Origin of the sequence: Janibacter sp. Soil728 (genome assembly GCF_001428305.1) — a bacterium.
Taxonomy (GTDB): domain Bacteria; phylum Actinomycetota; class Actinomycetes; order Actinomycetales; family Dermatophilaceae; genus Janibacter.
Genome location: NZ_LMRZ01000004.1, coordinates 627,335 through 646,251 on the forward strand (window position 1 = coordinate 627,335; position 18,917 = coordinate 646,251).

Sequence of the window (18,917 nt, forward strand, 5' to 3'; positions counted from 1 at the left end):
GTGAGAAGATGCCGCCCATGACGATCCACCCCATCACCATCACGGGTGAGCCGGTCCTGCACACCCGCGCGGAGCCGGTCACCGAGTTCGACGCGCAGCTGCGCACCCTCGTCGAGGACATGTACGCCACGCAGGAGGCCGCCCACGGGGTCGGTCTGGCCGCGCCGCAGATCGGCCTCGGTCTGCGGATCTACACGTGGAGCATGGCCAACGACGACGGCGTCCCCACCCTGGGTCACGTCATCAACCCCTACGTCAAGGCGGCCAAGCCGGTCGTCGGCGAGCCGGACCGCGACAACGAGTCCGAGGGCTGCCTCTCGGTCCCCGGGTACTCCTTCCCCCTTCGTCGTGGGGAGAGTGCCGAGGTGACCGGCTACGACTGGGACGGCAACGAGATCGCCTTCACGGCCACCGGGTGGTTCGCCCGCTGCATGCAGCACGAGTACGACCACCTCAACGGCTTCCTCTACGTCGACCGGCTCGGCGACAAGTGGAAGAAGAAGGCCCGCAAGGCCGTCAAGGCGGAAGGCTGGGGAGTCCCCGGTCTGACGTGGACGCCGGGGGAGGGGCCCGACCCCTTCGGTCACGACGACCCGGACCTCGACGACGAGGACCTCGACAGCGAGTGATCCCCCAGGTCATCGCCGTCGTCGGCGCCACGGCGACCGGCAAGTCCGACCTCGCGCTCGACCTCGCCGAGGAGCTCGGTGGTGAGGTCGTCAACGCCGACGCCATGCAGCTCTACCGCGGCATGGACATCGGCACCAACAAGCTGCCGGTCGAGCAGCGGCGGGGCGTCCCGCACCACCTCCTGGACGTCCTCGAGGTCACCGACGAGGCGACGCTCGCCGACTACCAGTCGCGGGTCGAGGTGGCGATCGTCGACGTCCTCGACCGCGGTCTCGTGCCGGTCCTCGCCGGCGGCTCCGGGCTCTATGTCCGCGCGGCCCTCGACCACCTCGAGATCCCGCCGACGGACCCCGCGGTCCGGGCCCGTCTCGAGGCGCAAGCGCAGGACGAAGGGGGGAGCGACGCCCTTCGTCATCGGTTGCGTGAGCTCGACCCAGCTGCCGCCGACGCCATCGAGCCCAACAACATCCGGCGGATCATCCGGGCCCTCGAGGTCGTCGAGATCACCGGCCGGCCCTTCTCGGCGACGGCACCGACCAAGCGCTACCGCCGCCCTTCGCTCGTGATCGGGCTGCGCGACGACTGGGACGCGCTGACGCAGCGGATCGAGCGCCGGGCCCGCGGGATGTGGGCGGACGGGCTGCTCGAGGAGGTGACTGGACTCGACGCGGCCGGACTGCGCGGTGGCCGCACCGCGTCGCGAGCCATCGGCTACGCCCAGGCTCTCGGTGAGCTCGACGGACGCTGGGGCCGCGAGGAGGCGATCGGCGACACTGCACGGGCGACGCGACGCTACGCGCGCCGACAGGAGTCCTGGTGGCGACCCGACCCCCGGGTGCAGTGGCTGGACGCTGCCGGCGTCGGTCTGCGTGCCGCGGCGCTGGACCTCACGAGGCGTCCGACACAATGGACCCCATGAACCTGCCTTTCACCAAGGGTCACGGCACGGAGAACGACTTCGTGCTCATCCCCGACCTCGACGGCGAGCTCGAGCTCACCCCCGCGCAGGTCGCGCTGCTCGCCGACCGCAAGGCCGGCATCGGCGCCGACGGCGTGATCCGCATCGTGCGCACCGCCCGCGCCGCGGAGGCGGACATCGTGGCGCTGGCCGACGATGCCGAGTGGTTCATGGACTACCGCAACGCCGATGGCTCGCTCGCCCAGATGTGCGGCAACGGCACGCGGGTCTTCGCGACCTGGCTGCGCCGCGAGGGGCTCGTGGGGGAGTCCTTCGCCATCGCCACGCGGGCCGGTGTGCGCCGGATCCGCTTCGAGGGCGACGACGTCGTGACCCACATGGGCACCTGGCGCTTCGTCGACGAGGCCAAGGCGCAGTCGCAGGGCTTCGACTCCCTCGTGCACGTCGAGGAGGCCGAGGACATCACCGAGCCGTACTCGGCGCTCTCGCTCGACCTGGGCAACCCGCACACCGTGGTGGCCCTCCCCGAAAAGGTGAACCTCAACGGACTCCGGCTGCGCCGGCCTCCGATGGTCAACCCCGTGCCGCCCGAGGGCAGCAATGTCGAGTTCGTCCGGGTCCTCGGTCCCGGCCGCATCTCGATGCGTGTCCACGAGCGAGGCGTCGGCGAGACCCGCTCGTGCGGGACGGGCGTGTGCGCGGCGGCCATCGGCACCGCCTTCTGGTCGGGCGACGTCGATGCCACCGGCGAGATGATCGTCGAGGTCCCCGGCGGCACCCTGCGCGTGCGCCTGCTGCCCGGGCGTGAGGTCGAGCTGGCCGGACCCGCGGTCCTCGTCGCTGACGGGACGACGACGCTCGTCTGAGGTCACCCCCTCGCCCGTTTCGACATGCGGGTGACGTGCATCACATCTAGCGTGGGGGCATGGGACGAGCATCGCGATTCATCGTCGGGGCACTCACCGCAGGCGGGCTCACGCTCGCCGCGACATCCGGCGCCACAGCGACGCCTGAGGCGGGCCCCCCGCCCGTGGGCCATGACCTGCCCAAGGTGCCGGTCATGCGTGGCGGTGGCGGAGCCGTGGCGTCCGTCGACCCCATCGTCAGTCAGATCGGGATCGACATCCTCGAGCGAGGAGGCAACGCGGCTGACGCAGCCGTCGGCATGGCGGCGGCTGTGGGTGTCGTCGAGCCGTACACGTCAGGTCTCGGGGGCGGTGGCTTCTTCGTCCACTACGACGCGGCCACCGGTCAGGTCGAGACGATCGACGGACGTGAGACTGCTCCGGCAACCTTCCACGACAAGGTCTTCGTCGGGGATGACGGTCAGCCGATGGACTTCGACACCGTGGTCAACTCCGGTCTGTCCGTGGGTGTCCCGGGGACCCCGGCCACCTGGGAGATGGCGGCCGAGCGGTACGGCACCAAGTCGCTCAACACGCTGCTCAAGCCCGCGGAGATGGTCGCCCGCAAGGGCTTCGTCGTCGACCAGCCCTTCCATGACGCGACGGTCGACAACGCCGAGCGCTTCGCCCAGTTCCCCGACACCGCCAAGATCTATCTCCCCGGCGGCGAGCCGATCAAGACCGGCGCGATCCTGCGCAACCCGGACCTCGCCAAGTCCTACCGGCTGATGCGCACCCACGGTGCCGACGTGATGCAGCGCGGCGAGCTCGGCGAGGCCGTCGTCGACACGGCTCGTAACCCGCGCACAGCACCCGGCGTGAGCGTGCCGCGCGGCCAGATCACGATGGACGACATGCGTGCCTACCGCGCCCTGGTCAAGGAGCCGACGCACAGCGAGCACAAGGGCCTGGACGTCTACGGGATGCCGCTGCCGAGCTCCGGTGGCATTGCCGTCAGCGAGATCCTCAACCTCCTCGAGTCCTACGAGGAGCGGACCGGCAGGCAGACCGAGGACCTGTCGGAGGGGGACTGGGCGCACTGGTTCGCCGAGGCATCGGCCACCGCCTTCGCCGACCGCAACCGCTACGTCGGTGATGTACCCGGTGTCCCGGCCAAGGAGCTTGTCTCCCAAGGGTTTGCGGACGAACGCTCGTGCCTCTTCCATGCGGACGAGGCGATGACCAGACCCGTCCCCTTCGGCACGCCTGATGGCTCCTACGGGGACTGCCAGACCTCTGGTGCGACGACCAAGGTGGGGGCCGAGGACCAGCACACGACCTCCCTGACCGCTGTCGACAAGGAGGGCGATGCCGTCACCTACACGCTGACGATCGAGCAGTACGGCGGCAGCGGCATGGTCGTCCCCGGTTACGGCTTCCTGCTCAACAACGAGCTGACGGACTTCAACTTCACGCCCGTGACGCAGGGGGTGCCCGACCCCAACCTCCCCGGCCCCGGCAAGCGGCCACGGTCCTCGATGTCACCCACCATCGTGCTCAAGGACGGCAAGCCGTGGATGACGGCTGGCAGCCCCGGCGGCGCCACGATCATCACGACCGTCGCCCAGCTCGTCGCTGGTGTCACGGATCGTGGCATGCCGATCGGTGACTCCCTGGCCGCGCCACGGATCTCCTCGCGCAACGGCACCTCGACCCAGCTAGAGCCGCTCCTCGCCGACGGGTCGGTGGGCGAGTACCTGACGTCGCTGGGTCACACGACCACGAAGGTCGATCGCCTCGGCAATGCCACCGGGATCCGCGTGCACGACCGGCAGGATCTCGAGGCGGCAGCGGAGCCGACCCGAGCCGGTGGTGGGTCGGCGATGGTGGTCGACCCTGAGTGATCCCAGGTCGGCCGCGCTTCCCGTCCTACGCTGCCGGTGTGGAGCTGATGACGGATGTGACGTGCGGTGACTGGTTGCTGGAGCGGGTCGGTGGCAGGGGTCGGGTCGGCGGTGTGGTGGGCACGGGCTTCGAGGCCTACACGCGGATCCTGCACCCGGTGCCTGCGACGAGGGTCGACCTGTCGGTCACCGGCGAGTGGGGTGAGCACCCGGTGCTCGAGGAGTCGCGCTGGACCTGGTCGCAGGCGGCCGCGCGGCAGGGGCTCACGATGCACCCGCTCGTGCAGTGGAACCGGATCGCGGACCTGGACCGCGGGGTGGACTTCGCGGACTGTTGGCAGCTCGGGCAGACGCGAGAGGGCTACTTCGACCTCGATCTGCTGGCCGCGCTCACCGAGCAGCTGGCGCCGGCGACCACGACGCCCGAGGACCTCGTCGCGGGGATCTGGAACGGCTGGGGCGAGCTGACCGGCAGCGGTAGAGCGCTCTACGCGATCGAGGGGAGCAGACTCCGGGCGTGGCTCACGCGGCGCCAGGTCCTCAGGGAGGCCGAGCGGCAGCAGCAACAGTCGCTCAGACCGGAGATCCGCGCTGCAGCCGAGCACGGACCCCATCTGGAGTGGCCGGCCCGGGAGATGATCCTCTGCGCGACGTCCTGCGACGAGTTGAGTGATCCGAGCTGGGCCGAGGGCGCCGGGCTCGGGCTCCAACCGGGCTTCCCACCTTCCATCAGCCCTCAGCTTCTCTGGCCGGCGGATCGCTCGTGGGTGGTCGCGAGCGAGATCGACTGGGACAGCACGATCGTCGCCGGGTCACGGTCACTGCTCGATGCGGTGCTGGGCGATGACCGTCTCGAGGCCTACGAGGTCGACGAGGACAGTGATCTGAGCTGGGAGGGCGACCTGGTCAACCCGCCGCGGGCTGGCTGGTCCGCAGGATCCTGAACCCCTTGCTCGTCGTGACCCGCTCGGTCGGCAGGCCGAGCTCGGTGTCGATCCAGTCCGCGTAACCGTCGGCCCCGAGGTTCTTGCCGATGACGAGGTGCGCGTCGGCTCCCTTCGCCAGGCGGGGGAGCCACGTGCGCAGCAGCTCGTGGACCGCCGGCTTGCCGATGCGGATCGGCGGGTTGGACCAGATGGCGGCGAAGGCGAGCTCCACTGGCACCTCGTCGGGGCGCGCTGCGCGGACATTGGCCAGGCCGAGCGACGCTGCGTTGCGCCGGGTGAGGTCGAGTGCGCGCTCGGTGACGTCCACCGCCCAGACGGTGGCCTCGGGGGAGCGCATCGCGAGGGCGAGAGCGATCGGCCCCCAGCCGCAACCGATGTCGAGCAGGTCTCCGGTAGAAGGAGGTTCGGGCACCTCGTCGAGCAGGATGGCCGTCGCGCGGTCGAGACCGGCGGGGGAGAAGATGCCGCCCGCGGTCTCCACCGTGACCTCCCGCCCGGCGAGCTCCACGACGTGGGGCCGTCGCTGCTTGTCGGTCGCCGCGGGTGAGTCGGTGAAGTAGTGGTCGGTCACGGGACAACCCTAGGTCCGTTGTCGGCGGTGGGTGGCACGGTGGTGTTGTGGGGGTGGGATGAAGGTCGGACAGGGCGAAAAAAGTTGTCCCTCCCCCTTCCGTCATTCGAACATATGTACTAATCTGAATGTAGCGAAGGGGGGCGCGATGACCGATCAGGGGACCTGCAGCACGGCGGGTGAGTCTGTGGTCGGTGGCGCGCTGCCTGATCGCCTGGCTGCTGGTCTCGCAGTGCTGAGTGCGGCGCGTCCTGAGGGGTTGTCGGAGGCGGAGCTGTTGCAGGTCGTGACGGTGTGCGAGGCGACGAAGGGGGCGGCTGCCGCTCTGCAGGCTCGCGCGACCGCGATGTTTGTCGAGGACCGTGACGAGCAGATCGCCCGTGATCGTGCGGATGGGGTGGTCTCGGCGCGTGAGGCGTCGTGTCGTCGTCGGGGTGCGCGGGCGGAGCTGGCTCTTGCTCGGCGGTGTGCGCCGGGTCAGGCGGATCGGCATGTGGGGTTGGCGAAGGCGCTGGTGCACGATCTGCCGTCCACGTTGGCGGCGTTGACCAGCGGTGAGTTGAGTGAGTGGCGGGCGACGATCGTGGCTCGGGAGACCGCGTGCCTGAGTCATGAGGATCGGGTCGAGGCGGACCGGCGACTCGCTGGATGCTTGACCTCGGTGGGGGATCGGGAGCTGGCTGCGGCGGCGCATCGGGCGAGTGCGGATCTGGATGCGGAGGCGTTGGTGCATCGGCGTCGTAAGGCGGTCGCGTCCAGGAATGTGAGTGTGCGGCCGGCGGCAGATGGGATGGCGTGGTTGAGCGTGCTGGGCCCGTTGCAGGATGTGGTCGGTGCGTTTGCTGCGCTGAAGAAGGCCGAGCAGTCCCGCTACGTCGCCACCGGTGACCCTCAGGTTGATGCGGCGCGTGCGGCGGACGAGCGGGGTCGGGGCGCGTGGATGGCGGACACGGCGTTGGAGCTGCTGTCTGGTCGGTCCGAAGGTCAGGTGCAGCCGGTCGAGGTCGGTCTGGTGATGCGTGAGGAAGCAATCGTGCGCACGAGCGACTCCACAGACTCCGCCGATGCTGGCGGTGCTGGTGACGGGGATGAGGTTGAGGTCCCGGGGTGGGGTGCGATGCCCGGGGAGATGGCTCGTGAGCATCTGCTGCGTCTGTGTGATGCCGGGACCGCGACGTGGTTGCGGCGGTTGTGGACTGCACCGGGTGGGAGCGACCTGGTGGCGATGGACTCGAAGCGTCGACTGTTCAGCGGGGTGCTGCGGCAGTTGGTGCAGCTGCGTGACGCGACGTGCCGGGTGCCGTTCTGCGGTGCGCCGATCCGCGACATCGACCACGTCAGCCCGCACGCTGCTGGGGGTGAGACCTCCGCGGCCAATGCGTTGGGTGGGTGTCAGGGACACAACCTGGTCAAGGAGGCGCCCGGCTGGCGGGCCGAGGTCACCTCCACCGGCCTGGATCCCGGCGGCGGCCCCCACGAAGTCATCCTCACGACACCGACCGGCAGCGAGTACACCTGCACGGCGCCGCCCCTGCTGGGCCACGGGCGACCTGGACCCCGGTCGCGGCCACCCCGGGCCGGCGAGGTGACCCGACGACGCCCGGTCAACACCGTCGACACCCTCGACACCACGAGATCAGCGATCGAGGTGCACTTCGAGGGACTCCTCGGGGCCGCGTAGGGGCGGGATCGACTCAGCTGGCCTCTCGGACGTCATGCGCCTGGCGAGCAGCGGTCACCGCGGGCATGTGCTGCTCGGCCCACTCCTTCATGATCGTGATGGGCTCGAGGATCGAGACGCCCAAGGGCGTGAGTGCGTAGTCCACTCGCACGGGGACCGACGGTGTGACCGTTCTGGAGATCAGACCGTCACGCTCCAGGGAGCGCAGGGTCTGGGTCAGCATCTTTTCGCTGACGCCGGCGATCGTCGTGCGCAGCTGCGAGTAGCGCAGGGGGCCACCCCTCAACGCCGTGATGATGAGCGTGACCCACTTGTTGCTGATCCGATCGAGCAGCAGTCGGCTCGGGCAGGTGGCGAGATAGGCGTCGTACTGGTCCTTGGCCTGCTGGCGGGCTTGGGCGGCGGTCTTCGTCGGCATGGCTCTCCTTCGGGTGCGTGGCGGACTTTCGGGTGCGTACTTCCCAACGGAGAGTAGCCAACTCGAAGATGGTGACCGTCAGTCACATCCGAGAGAGGACCTGGATCAGATGATTTCCGTTCGTTCCCTGCCCGAGCACACCATGCCGGTCGTCGAGGACCAGCCCGAGCCGACCGCCGGAGCGGGTGACGTCGTCATCGAGATGCGTGCAGCCACGATCAACCCCGCCGACCCCTTCGTGCTCAGCGGAGTCGCAGGTGAGGTCTTCGGCCTCCCGGATGCCGTTGGTCTCGGCTACGACGTGGCCGGCGTCGTGGTCGCGGTCGGCGAGGGGGTCGAGCGCCCCCGGGTTGGAGACCGCGTGGCCGGGTTGCATGACGACCTCTCCGCCCCCAGCCGTGGTCAGGCCGCCATGGTGGCACTCCCGGCCAGTGCTGTGGCCGTGATCCCCGAGGGGCTCGGTGATGTCGAGGCGGCGACGGTCCCGCTCAACGCGCTCACTGCTCGACAGGCGCTCGACCTGCTCGGTGCGCCCGTGGGCAGGTCCCTCCTGGTCACGGGTGCCGCTGGTGGTGTCGGTGGTTACGCGATGGCCCTCGCTGTCCGAGATGGATGGACAGTGCTCGGTCTGGCACGCGAGAGCGATCGGGAGTTCGTCGCGGCCGCGGGGGCTGAGCTGGTGACTGAGCTGCCTCACGGCACGGTGGACGCCGTCCTCGATGCGGCGGCGCTGCAGGAGGCGGCACTGCCGGCCGTCATCGACGCAGGCGCCTTCGTGGGTGTGCTGCCGCCCGTGCCGGTGGTGCCCGAGCGGGGGGTCGCCGTGGAGACGGTCAACGTCCGCGCCGACGGTGGGGTTCTCGGTGAGCTCCTGAGCCTGACGGTGTCCGGCGACCTACCGACCCGCATCGCCGGGTCCCATCCGCTGGCCGAGGCTGGGGTCGCCTATGAGCGGTTCGCCGAAGGCGGGCGCGGCCGCTGGGTGCTCACGCACTGACCGGGCCGGGGCGAAGGGGGAGAGGAGGGCGGTCCCCCTTCGCCCGGTCGGTCAGCGGGCAGCGACCAGCCCGTGCAGGTGCATGGCCCTCAGACCACGTCCTCGTCCACCCAGTCGAGGGTCTTGCTGATCGCCTTGGTCCAGTTGCGGTGCAACCGCGCCACCTCGTCCTCGTCCATCGAGGGGGACCACCGCTGATCCTCCGACCAGTTGTCGACGATCTCATCGGTCGAGCCCCAGTACCCGACGGCCAGGCCAGCGGCATAGGCCGCGCCGAGGGCCGTGGTCTCGGCGATCTTCGGCCGGACGACGTCAACCCCGAGCACGTCGGCCTGGAACTGCATGAGGGTCTCGTTGGCGACCATGCCGCCGTCGACCTTCAGCTCGGTGAGGCGCCCACCTGCCCGCTCGGCGTCCTCCTGCATCGCGTCGAGGACGTCCTTGGTCTGGTAGGCCGTGGACTCGAGGGCCGCCCGCGCGATGTGCCCCTTGTTGGCGAAGCGGGTCAGCCCGAGGATCGCGCCCCGGGCGTCCGGCCGCCAGTGCGGGGCGAAGAGCCCGGAGAAGGCCGGCACGAAGTAGACCCCGCCGTTGTCCTCCACGCTGCTCGCCAGCTGCTCGACCTCGGGGGCCTCCTTGATGAAGCCCAGATTGTCCCGCAACCACTGGATCAGCGACCCGGTGACGGCGATGGACCCCTCGAGGGCGTACACCGCCGGCGCCTCACCGATCTGGTAGCAGACGGTCGTCAGCAGGCCGTTGTCGCTCGCGACGATCTCGGTGCCGGTGTTGAGCAGCATGAAGTTGCCGGTGCCGTACGTGTTCTTCGCCGACCCCGGCGTCAGGCACGCCTGACCGAAGGTCGCCGACTGCTGGTCGCCGAGGATCCCTGCGATCGGTGTCCCGTTGAGCACTCCGGGCTTGCACTCGCCGTAGACCTGCGACGACGAACGAATCTCGGGGAGCAGCTGCATCGGCACCCCGATCGCCTCACAGGTCGCCTCGTCCCACGCGAGCGTCTTGAGGTCCATGAGCATCGTGCGCGAGGCATTGGTGACGTCGGTGACGTGCACCCCTTCGTTCTCGCCGCCACCCGTGAGGTTCCACAGCACCCAGGTGTCCATCGTCCCCGCGAGCAGCTCACCGGCCTCGGCCCGCTCGCGCGCACCGTCGACGTGGTCGAGGATCCAGGCGATCTTGGGCCCGGCGAAGTAGGTCGCCAAGGGCAGGCCGCAGACCTCCTTGAAGCGGTCCAACCCGCCGTCCTTCGCCAGCTCGTCGACCAGGCCCTGGGTCCGGGTGTCCTGCCAGACGACGGCGTGGTGGATCGGCTGGCCGGTGGCCTTGTCCCACACGACAGTGGTCTCGCGCTGGTTGGTGATGCCCACGGCCTCGATGTGGCCGCTGTTGAGGTTGCCCTTGCCCAAGGCACCGCCGATGACCCGTCGCGTGTTGTCCCAGATCTCCAGGGCGTCGTGCTCGACCCATCCGGCTCTGGGGAAGATCTGCTCGTGCTCGATCTGATCGCTCGCGATGACGGTGCCGTCCCGGTCGAAGACCATCGCCCGGGTGCTCGTCGTCCCCTGGTCGATGGCCAGCACGTACGTCTTCGGTGCACTCATGTCCGGCATCCTGTCAGGTCGTCTTCGCCGATGGCGTGGAGCGCGACTACCGTTGTGCCATGCCGAATCCCACGCCACTCGACCCTCAGCAGCGCGCCGACGCCTGGCGTCGTGTCGCCGAGGAGGACCTCGACGTCCTCGTCATCGGCGGTGGCGTGACCGGCGCCGGCGTCGCTCTCGACGCCGCCACCCGTGGTCTCAAGGTGGCTCTCGTCGAGCAGCGCGACTTCGCCTCGGGCACCTCCTCGCGCTCCAGCAAGCTCTTCCACGGGGGCGTGCGCTACCTCGAGCAGCTCAACTTCGGGCTCGTCCGCGAGGCGCTCAAGGAGCGCGAGCTGATGCTCACCCGCATCGCGCCGCACCTGGTCAAACCGGTCTCCTTCCTCTACCCGCTCTCGCACCCGATCTGGGAGCGGCCCTACGTGACCGCGGGGCTCACCCTCTACGACTCGATGGGCGGCGGTCGGTCGGTTCCCCGTACCAAGCAGCTGACGAAGGGGGGAGTCCGTCGCCTCGTCCCGGCGCTCAAGCCCTCCGTGCACCACGGCGGTCTGCTCTACCACGACGCCCAGTGCGACGACGCCCGTCACACCCTGACCGTCGTGCGCACCGCTGCTGCCTACGGCGCGACCGTCCTCAACTCCGCCAAGGTCACCGGCCTGCTCCATGCGGGTGAGCGGGTCATCGGCGCGCAGGTCCTCGACGTCGAGACGGGCCAGGAGGTGGAGGTCAACGCGTCGGTCGTCATCAACTGCACCGGGGTGTGGACCGACGACATCCAGCGGATGGCAGGTGGCCGCGGCCGCTTCCACGTGCGGGCGAGCAAGGGCGTGCACATCGTCGTGGCCCGAGACCGGGTCAACTCCGAGACCGGGCTGATCCTGCGCACGGAGAAGTCCGTCCTCTTCTGCATCCCCTGGGGCACGCACTGGATCATCGGCACGACGGACACCGACTGGTCGCTCTCGCGCGCCCACCCCGCAGCGACCTCGGCAGACATCGACTACATCCTCGAGCAGATCAACGGCGTCCTCGTCACGCCGCTGACCCGCGACGACATCCAGGGTGTCTATGCCGGGTTGCGCCCACTACTGGCCGGTGAGTCCGAGGAGTCCTCGCAGCTCAGCCGCGAGCACGCCGTCGCGCGCCCCCAGCCGGGGCTGATCTCCATCGCCGGCGGCAAGTACACGACCTACCGGATCATGGCGCAGGACGCTGTCGACGCAGCCCGCGAGGACCTCTCCCCGGGGGTCCCGGACAGCGTCACCGAGCACATCCCGCTCATCGGCGCGGAGGGCTACCCGGCTCTCGTCAACCAGCTCGACACCCTGAGCCGGCGCCACGACCTGCCCGTCTGGCGCCTGACGCACCTCCTCGACCGCTACGGGTCGTTGGCCGTCAACCTCTTCCACCTCATCGACGAGGACCGTTCTCTCGCAGAGCCGCTCGTGGGAGCCGAGGAGTATCTCATCGTGGAGGTCGTCTACGCGGCCCGCCACGAGGCGACCCTCCACCTCAACGACCTGCTGACCCGCCGGACCCGGATCTCCATCGAGACCAAGGACCGGGGAGTGCTGGCCGCGCAGTCAGCCGGCCCGATCCTTGCGGCAGAGCTCGGCTGGGACGAGGAGCGGACCCACTCGGAGGTGCAGCACTACCTGCGGCGTGTGCAGGCCGAGATCGAGAGCCAGCAGATGACCGAGGACGAGCGGGCCGACGCCGAGCGCACCGAGGCGACCGACATCAGGACCTTGGCCAAGGGCTGACCCGCCGTCCACGTGCTCGTCACCGAAGTCGGACGTGGCGGACACCTGGGGCAGCCACTCTGGCCGCATGGCCGAGATCACCCGTCGTACCGTCCTGTCCACGACCGCCGTCGCCGCAGGGGCCCTGTCGCTCCCGACGGCAGCCCTTGCCGTTCCCGCCCAGGTCCACAGTGGGCGCCCGCGGATGCCCTCCGGAGTCGCCTCCGGTGACGTCACGACCGACGGTGGTGTCATCTGGGCCCGGGCGGACCGCCCTTCGCGCATGGTCGCCACCCTCCGGGGTCCCGGACGCTCCCGCCGGACCATCCGCGGGCCGTGGGTCACGCCGGGCACGGACCACACGGGCAAGATCGACCTGCGTCACCTTGCGCCAGGTCGTCGCCACGAGATCGAGGTCGCCTTCGAGGACGAGCACGGGCGAAGGGGGGAGACCCGCGACCTGTCCTTCACCACCGCAGCGAAGGGCCGGGCCGGGCAGTCCTTCGTCTGGACGGGGGACACCGCCGGGCAGGGCTGGGGGATCAACCCCGACCTGGGCGGCTACGTCGCCTACGCGACGATGCACGCGACGCGTCCCGACTTCTTCGTCCACTGCGGTGACACGATCTACGCCGACGGCCCCATCGAGGCGAGCGTCACCGAGCCCGATGGCCAGGTCTGGCGCAACCTCGTCATCCCCGAGGTCACTGTGGTCGCACAGACCCTCGCGCAGTACCGCGGACGCCACCGCTACAACCACCTGGACGACAACCTCACCGGGATGTACGCCGAGGTGCCCGTGCTCGCCCAGTGGGACGACCACGAGACGACCAACAACTGGTACCCCGGCGAGGTGCTCGAGGACCCCCGCTACGACGTGGAGCGTCGCGTCGACGTCCTCGCGACGCACGCCAAGCGCGCGTGGTGGGAGTGGCAGCCGATCAGCAACGGTCAGGACCGCCGCGAGGGTCAGCGCATCCATCGCAAGGTCGCCCGCGGCGCGCACCTGGACGTCTTCTGCCTCGACATGCGCACCTTCAAGGACCCCAACACCAGCGGTCTGGAGCGCGAGCGCACCAGCCTCATCGGCGACGAGCAGGTCCGCTGGCTCGTCCGTGAGCTCAAGCGCTCCACGGCGACGTGGAAGGTCATCTCCGCCGACCTGCCGCTCGGCATCGTCGTGCCGGACGGGGACATGCAGGAGTCGCTGTCCAACCGCGACCCGGGCGCCCCGCTCGGCAAGGAGATCGAGCTGGCCTGGCTGCTGAAGGAGATCAAGGACGTGCCCGGCGTCGTGTGGATCACTGCGGACGTGCACTACTGCGCGGCGCACCACTACAGCCCGGAGCGGGCCGCCTTCACCGACTTCTCGCCCTTCTGGGAGTTCGTCGCCGGGCCGATCAATGCGGGGACCTTCGGCCCCAACGAGATGGACGCGACCTTCGGGCCGCGGGTCGACTTCATCAGGACGGCCGACTACCCCAACCAGTCACCGCGCGGCGGCAACCAGTTCTTCGGCCACGCCGACATCGACCGGGACGGGACCTTGACCGTCACCCTGCGTGACGCGAAGGGGAGCGTCCTCTACACGCGGGAGCTGTCGCCCGAGCGCTGATCGACGGTGTGGGGAGGGAGCACGATCGGCTTCCTCCCAACACCTCGCACGCAGCCGAAGTACGCGGCGGTGAGCAGCACCAGCGCGCCCGCCCCCACGTAGAAGGCATTGCGACCGGTGTCGGTGGTGGCCAGCAGCACGATGACACCGACCATGAAGGTGATCGCGATGGCGTTGAGCACGGGGAAGAGGGGCATCGCGTAGCTCGTCGCGGCGGCGCCCTCGCGGGTCATCCGTGCCCTCATCCGCCAGTGGGCGAGCAGGATCATCAGCCAGGTGAAGACCGTGGCGAAGGTGGCGATGGCCGCCACGTAGAAGAAGAGCCGGTCCTCGATGCTCAGGTAGAGCGCGATGCCCACGGCGCCGGTGACGAACATGCACAGGACGGGCACGACGGGGATGTGGCCGTGGCGCGAGAGCCGCAGGAAGGAGCGCGGTGCGTGCCCCTGCTCGGCCAGGCCGTACATCGTGCGGGAGCAGGCGTAGAAGATCGCGTTCATCGCCGACAGTGCGGCCGTGAGGACGACGAAGTTCATGATGTGCTCGGCCGCCGGGATGTCCAGGGCGGCAAAGACCTCGACGAAGGGAGAGGTCTCTCCGGTCACCTCGCTCCACGGGATGATCGACATGATCACCGCCAGCGCGGCGACGTAGAAGAGCAGGATGCGCCAGGGCACGGTGTTGACCGCGCGAGCGATGGAGCGGTCCGGGTCGTCGGCCTCGCCGGCGGTCATGCCGAGCGTCTCGATCCCACCGAAGGAGAAGACGACGACGCTCAGGCTCATGATGATCCCCCACAGGCCGAAGGGGGCGAACCCGCCGTTGCTCCACAGGTTGGCGAAGTCGGGGGTGGTCCCGCCGACCTCCTTGCCCCAGAAGATCAGCGCGAGGCCACCGATGACGAGCGCGATGATCGCCAGGACCTTGATGAGGGAGAACCAGAACTCCATCTCGCCGAAGACCTGCACCGCCATGAGGTTGAGGCAGCCGATGAAGGCGATCGCGGCGACCATCCACACCCAGCCCGGCACATCGGGGAACCACAGCCCCATGTAGGTGGCGACCGCAGTCATGTCGGCGATGGCCACGACCGCCAGCTCGAGCCAGAAGACCCAGCCGGTGATGAACCCCGCGAAGGGCCCGAGGAAGGACCCGGAGTACTGGGCGAAGGACCCGGCGACCGGGTGGCGCACGGCCATCTCGCCGAGGGCCCGCATGACGATGAAGACCATGGCGCCGGCCACGAGGTAGGCGATGAGCACCGCTGGGCCGGCGGCCTGGATCGTCTCGGAGGAACCGAAGAACAGGCCCGTCCCGATCGCGGTGCCGAGGGCGATGAACTGGACGTGGCGGGGGTTCAACCCCCGCTCGAGGTGGTCGGTCGCGGGCGCCGCATCTGCAGGTGTGGTGTGGGTGGACACGAGGTCCGAGCCTACGTGCGAGATCCGGTGCAGGACTAATGGGTGGATCGGAGGCGTTGGAAGGTGAGATCCTGAGGAGAACATGACAGAACCACATGACGACCACGACGTGCCGAGCAGCCAGAGCGCCATCGACGCCACGATCGACCGAGTCCTCTCCCGCCGCGCCCAAGCACTCGCTGACGACGACGGTTTCGTCGACGGCGGGACCTACGACGGCGACCAGCTCGACCGCGAGGAGCGCTCCGCCCTTCGCCGGGTGCAGGGGCTGTCGACCGAGCTCGAGGACATCACCGAGGTCGAGTACCGGCAGCTGCGCCTCGAGCGCGTGGTGCTCGCGGCCGTGTGGACGCAGGGCAGCGTCGAGGACGCCGAGAACTCGATGCGTGAGCTCGCCGCGCTCGCCGAGACGGCTGGCTCCGAGGTCCTCGAGGGAGTCCTGCAGCGCCGGCAGAACCCCGACCCCGGCACCTACCTAGGCTCCGGCAAGGCCCTCGAGCTGCGGGACATCGTCGTGGCGCAGGGCGCCGACACCGTCGTGTGCGACACCGAGCTGAGCCCGAGCCAGCGGCGTGCCCTCGAGGACGTCGTCAAGGTCAAGGTCATCGACCGCACCGCGCTGATCCTCGACATCTTCGCCCAGCACGCCCAGTCGCGTGAGGGTCGTGCACAGGTCGAGCTGGCCCAGCTGCAGTACCTGCTGCCGCGTCTGCGCGGTTGGGGTGAGTCGATGTCCCGTCAGGCCGGTGGCCAGGCTGCCGGCGGTCAGGGGATGGGCTCGCGTGGTCCCGGTGAGACCAAGATCGAGCTCGACCGGCGTCGCATCAACACCCGCATCGCCAAGCTGAAGCGCGACATCGCAGGGATGAAGACCCACCGCGACACCAAGCGCTCCTCCCGCCGCAGCAACGGCACGCCCTCCGTGGTCATCGCGGGCTACACCAACGCCGGCAAGTCGACGCTGCTCAACCGCCTCACCCACGCCGGGGTGCTCGTCGACAACCAGCTCTTCGCGACCCTCGACACCACCGTGCGCCGGTCCGAGACGGTCGACGGACGCGAGTTCACCCTCGCTGACACCGTCGGGTTCGTCCGCGAGCTGCCGCCGCAGCTCGTCGAGGCCTTCCGCTCCACGCTCGAGGAGGTCGGCGAGGCCGACCTGCTGCTCCACGTCGTCGACGGCTCGCACCCCGACCCAGAGGGGCAGATCTCCGCGGTCCGCGGCGTCCTGGCCGAGGTCGATGCGACCGACGTCAAGGAGGTCATCGTCATCAACAAGGCGGATGCCGCCGACCCCGAGGTCATCGATCGCATCCTGCTGCACGAGAAGCACTCCCTTGCCGTCTCAGCACGCACGGGCAAGGGCATCCCCGAGCTCTTGACGCTCATCGCCGAGGAGCTGCCCAAGCCGGACATCGACGTCGAGGTCCTCGTGCCCTACGCGCGCGGTGATCTCATCAGCCGACTGCACGACGAGGCGGAGATCCTCTCGGAGGACCACGTCGCCGAAGGGACCCGGGTCGCCGCCAGGGTGCACCCTGACCTCGCGTCCGAGCTGACCCCCTTCGCCGCTGCTGGCTGAGGCTCCTCACCTCGTCACGAGCAGGATCGCCAGCCCGATCATCGTCACCCCGATGACCCCGTCGAGGACCCGCCAGGTCCCCGGACGGCCGAGAGGGCCTGCCAGCGCCCGGGCGCCCAGACCCAGGCCAGTGAACCAGATCGTGCTGCCCAGCACCGCTCCGCCGGCGAAGGCCCACCGCTGCTCGCCGTGACCGTTGGCGATCGACCCGAGCATCAGGACCGTGTCGAGGTAGACGTGCGGGTTGAGGAAGGTGATGGCCAGTGTCGTCGCGACGACGGAGCGGCGTGAGGCGCTCACCGTCGCCTTCAGGCCCTCCGGCTTCGCGGCCCGTCGCAGGGCGAGCAGGCCGTACCCCACGAGGTAGGCCGCGCCCAGCCAGGTGACGGCCCGCACGAGTCCTGGGTGCGCGCTCACGAGGGCACCCACCCCCGCGGTCCCGAGCGCGATGAGCAGGCCGTCGGCCGCGATGCAGATGAGGACGACGGGCGCGAGGTGCTCGCGACGGATTCCCTGCCGCAGGACAAAGGCATTCTGGGCGCCGATGGCGACGATGAGGGTGAGGCCGGTGAGCAGACCGGCGAGGGCGGGGAGGGTCACGCGACGACACTAGGTCGCTCGCGCGGTGAAGCCCAACGAATGTTGTGATCGGATCATTAGAGTTGCTTCATGCACCTCGATCAGCTGCGCGCGCTCCTGGCGGTCCTCGACCACGGCACCTTCGAGGCGGCGGCGCGCGCCCTGCACCTCACCCCGTCGGCCGTCAGCCAGCGGATCAAGGCACTCGAGCGCGACACCGGCCGGGTCCTCGTCGAGCGCACGGCCCCCTGCCGCGCGACGGACGCGGGGGAGACCATCGTGCGAGCGGCACGCCAGATGCTCCTCCTCGAGGAGGACGTGCGGGTGGCCCTCGGCGACGGGGGCGAAGGGGGTGCTGCCGCCGTCCACCTGCCCGTGGCCGTCAACGCCGACTCCCTCGCGACCTGGTTCGTGCCCGTCCTCGCAGCCGCCGGGGGATGGGACGACACCCTCCTGCACCTCGAGGTCGAGGACGAGGAGTACAGCGCCGATCACCTGCGTCGTGGGGCCGTGGTCGGGGCAGTGACCGCCGACCCCGTGCCGGTGGCCGGGTGCCGCACCGAGCCGCTCGGCGCGATGCGATACCTGCCCGTGGCCTCGCCCGGGCTCGCCGAGCGCTTCGCCCGCGGTCGAGGGTACGCGTGGGACTCGATGCCGGTACTCCGCTTCAACGCCAAGGACGACCTGCAGCAGGGGGTGCTGCGCGACCTCGGTGTCACGCTGGCCCCGCCCATGTCCCAGGTGCCCTCCTCCGAGGGCTTCGTCGCTGCGGTCCGGTCAGGGCTCGGCTGGGCGATGGTCCCCGAGACCCAGCTGGGCGATGACCTGGTGACCGGAGACCTGGTGCTCCTGCGCCAGCGGGCGCACCGTGACGTGCCGCTCCACTGGCAGGTCTGGACGCTGCAGACGCCTCGGATCACCCGCCTCACAGAGGCCGTCCATGACGCAGCCCGTGCCCTGAGACCCGTTCGTCGATCGAGTCTTCCGGCTGTCGGTGCCCGGGTCTAGCGTTGAGCGCATGGCATCAATACTCAACCCCTACCTCAACTTCGACGCCAACGCCCGCGAGGCGATGGAGTTCTACCAGTCGGTCCTCGGGGGTGAGCTCCTCGTGCACACCTTCGGCGAGAGCATGCCCGACGCCGGCGAGATTGCCGACCAGGTCATGCACGCCAGCCTGCAGACCGAGGCCGGCTACACGATCTTCGCCAGCGACACCCCGCCCGGCATGCAGTCCACGCCGGGTACGAGCATCACGGTGAGCATCAGCGGCGACGAGACCGAGCGGCTGCGCGGCTACTGGGCAGGTCTCACCGACGGCGGCACCATCGAGATGCCTCTCGAGATGCAGATGTGGGGAGATGAGTTCGGCTCCTTCACCGACCGCTTCGGCATCCCGTGGATGGTCAACATCGCTGGCCCGGGTCAGCAGGGCTGAGTC

At 69.6% G+C, this 18,917-nt stretch carries 17 protein-coding genes; 12 read left to right on the plus strand and 5 right to left on the minus strand.

What is annotated here, in order from left to right:
* Window positions 1-17 precede the first annotated feature (17 nt).
* From def to ASG73_RS09825, 5 genes are read left to right on the plus strand one after another with little or no spacing between them, the layout of a single operon-like run.
* A complete protein-coding gene (def, locus tag ASG73_RS09805; protein ID WP_055994040.1) occupies window positions 18-629 on the plus strand; it encodes a peptide deformylase in 612 nt (203 codons plus the stop codon).
* The gene (miaA, locus tag ASG73_RS09810; protein WP_055994042.1) at window positions 626-1,549 is read left to right on the plus strand and encodes a tRNA (adenosine(37)-N6)-dimethylallyltransferase MiaA; all 924 of its coding nucleotides are present in this window, start codon (window positions 626-628) and stop codon (window positions 1,547-1,549) included. The genes def and miaA overlap by 4 nt, the downstream gene beginning before the upstream one ends.
* Window positions 1,546-2,415 (plus strand): diaminopimelate epimerase, encoded by an 870-nt coding sequence (gene dapF / locus ASG73_RS09815; protein WP_082567170.1) that lies wholly within the window; start codon window positions 1,546-1,548, stop codon window positions 2,413-2,415. The genes miaA and dapF overlap by 4 nt, the downstream gene beginning before the upstream one ends.
* Before the next feature lie 59 nt (window positions 2,416-2,474).
* Window positions 2,475-4,298, plus strand: coding sequence for a gamma-glutamyltransferase (gene ggt, locus ASG73_RS09820; RefSeq protein ID WP_055994046.1), 1,824 nt, complete (start codon window positions 2,475-2,477; stop codon window positions 4,296-4,298).
* 38 nt (window positions 4,299-4,336) lie between these two features.
* A complete protein-coding gene (locus ASG73_RS09825) occupies window positions 4,337-5,242 on the plus strand; it encodes a hypothetical protein (protein ID WP_156466234.1) in 906 nt (301 codons plus the stop codon).
* Here the strand turns inward: ASG73_RS09825 and ASG73_RS09830 are convergent.
* Complete coding sequence (locus tag ASG73_RS09830; RefSeq protein ID WP_055994049.1) at window positions 5,205-5,816, minus strand: class I SAM-dependent methyltransferase; 612 nt, start codon at window positions 5,814-5,816, stop codon at window positions 5,205-5,207. The genes ASG73_RS09825 and ASG73_RS09830 overlap by 38 nt on opposite strands.
* A gap of 346 nt (window positions 5,817-6,162) precedes the next feature.
* On the opposite strand from ASG73_RS09830, the gene ASG73_RS09835 reads away from it, so the two are divergent.
* Window positions 6,163-7,497, plus strand: coding sequence for a DUF222 domain-containing protein (locus ASG73_RS09835; protein ID WP_235499425.1), 1,335 nt, complete (start codon window positions 6,163-6,165; stop codon window positions 7,495-7,497).
* 13 nt (window positions 7,498-7,510) lie between these two features.
* Here ASG73_RS09835 and ASG73_RS09840 read toward each other — a convergent pair whose 3' ends face one another.
* Window positions 7,511-7,915, minus strand: a complete 405-nt coding sequence (locus ASG73_RS09840) for a winged helix-turn-helix transcriptional regulator (protein ID WP_055994053.1) — start codon at window positions 7,913-7,915, stop codon at window positions 7,511-7,513.
* Window positions 7,916-8,024: 109 nt separating this feature from the next.
* Here ASG73_RS09840 and ASG73_RS09845 point away from each other — a divergent pair, with 109 nt between their 5' ends.
* Complete coding sequence (locus tag ASG73_RS09845; protein ID WP_055994055.1) at window positions 8,025-8,912, plus strand: alcohol dehydrogenase catalytic domain-containing protein; 888 nt, start codon at window positions 8,025-8,027, stop codon at window positions 8,910-8,912.
* 89 nt (window positions 8,913-9,001) lie between these two features.
* On the opposite strand, the gene glpK is transcribed toward ASG73_RS09845, so the two are convergent.
* Window positions 9,002-10,534 carry a glycerol kinase GlpK gene (glpK, locus tag ASG73_RS09850; RefSeq protein WP_156466235.1) on the minus strand — a complete coding sequence of 511 codons (1,533 nt, stop codon included), beginning with the start codon at window positions 10,532-10,534 and terminating at the stop codon, window positions 9,002-9,004.
* Between the two features lie 59 nt (window positions 10,535-10,593).
* On the opposite strand from glpK, the gene ASG73_RS09855 reads away from it, so the two are divergent.
* Window positions 10,594-12,300, plus strand: coding sequence for a glycerol-3-phosphate dehydrogenase/oxidase (locus ASG73_RS09855; protein WP_055994059.1), 1,707 nt, complete (start codon window positions 10,594-10,596; stop codon window positions 12,298-12,300).
* Between the two features lie 67 nt (window positions 12,301-12,367).
* A complete protein-coding gene (locus ASG73_RS09860) occupies window positions 12,368-13,894 on the plus strand; it encodes an alkaline phosphatase D family protein (RefSeq protein WP_055994061.1) in 1,527 nt (508 codons plus the stop codon).
* Here the strand turns inward: ASG73_RS09860 and ASG73_RS09865 are convergent.
* On the minus strand, window positions 13,864-15,315 hold the full coding sequence (locus ASG73_RS09865; protein WP_055994063.1) for an amino acid permease: 1,452 nt from the start codon (window positions 15,313-15,315) through the stop codon (window positions 13,864-13,866). The genes ASG73_RS09860 and ASG73_RS09865 overlap by 31 nt on opposite strands.
* 82 nt (window positions 15,316-15,397) lie before the next feature.
* On the opposite strand from ASG73_RS09865, the gene hflX reads away from it, so the two are divergent.
* The gene (gene hflX / locus ASG73_RS09870) at window positions 15,398-16,897 is read left to right on the plus strand and encodes a GTPase HflX (RefSeq protein WP_082567129.1); all 1,500 of its coding nucleotides are present in this window, start codon (window positions 15,398-15,400) and stop codon (window positions 16,895-16,897) included.
* Between the two features lie 6 nt (window positions 16,898-16,903).
* Here the strand turns inward: hflX and ASG73_RS09875 are convergent, their stop codons facing one another.
* A complete protein-coding gene (locus ASG73_RS09875) occupies window positions 16,904-17,497 on the minus strand; it encodes a LysE/ArgO family amino acid transporter (protein ID WP_156466236.1) in 594 nt (197 codons plus the stop codon).
* Between the two features lie 69 nt (window positions 17,498-17,566).
* On the opposite strand from ASG73_RS09875, the gene ASG73_RS09880 reads away from it, so the two are divergent.
* Window positions 17,567-18,484 (plus strand): LysR family transcriptional regulator ArgP, encoded by a 918-nt coding sequence (locus ASG73_RS09880; RefSeq protein ID WP_055994065.1) that lies wholly within the window; start codon window positions 17,567-17,569, stop codon window positions 18,482-18,484.
* Between the two features lie 10 nt (window positions 18,485-18,494).
* Window positions 18,495-18,914: a VOC family protein gene (locus tag ASG73_RS09885; RefSeq protein WP_055994067.1), complete on the plus strand. Its 420-nt coding sequence runs from the start codon at window positions 18,495-18,497 to the stop codon at window positions 18,912-18,914.
* Window positions 18,915-18,917 lie beyond the last annotated feature (3 nt).